This window comes from Achromobacter sp. 1011811831 (assembly GCF_059760905.1).
The window spans coordinates 1-306 of sequence record NZ_JCBANG010000237.1; the positions used below are offsets into that span (position 1 = coordinate 1).

Annotated in this window: 1 protein-coding gene; it reads left to right on the forward strand. The window is 64.1% G+C overall.

The genetic code is table 11. From position 1 onward, the window contains the following. On the forward strand, positions 1-306 hold a 306-nt coding region (locus AC6LJ9_RS30775), incomplete at both ends, for a VCBS domain-containing protein (RefSeq protein ID WP_498150475.1).

Genomic DNA, 306 nt, shown 5'->3' on the forward strand with positions numbered 1-306 from the left:
GGACCTACAAGCTCGACAACTCCAATCCTGACGTCAAGGCGCTCAAGGACGGCGAGCATGTGACCGACACCATCACCGTGACCGTCGACGACGGCCATGGCGGCAAGGCCACGCAGACCATCACCATCACGGTCAATGGCACCAGCGACGGCGCCGTCATCACTCCGAGCAAGCCGGGTGACGACAAGGGCACGGTCACGGAAGACAAGGAACTGACCGCCAGCGGCAAGCTCGATGTCACCGACCCGGACGCCGGCGAGGCCGTGTTCAAGCCCCAGACCGACTTCAAGGGCCAGTACGGCACCT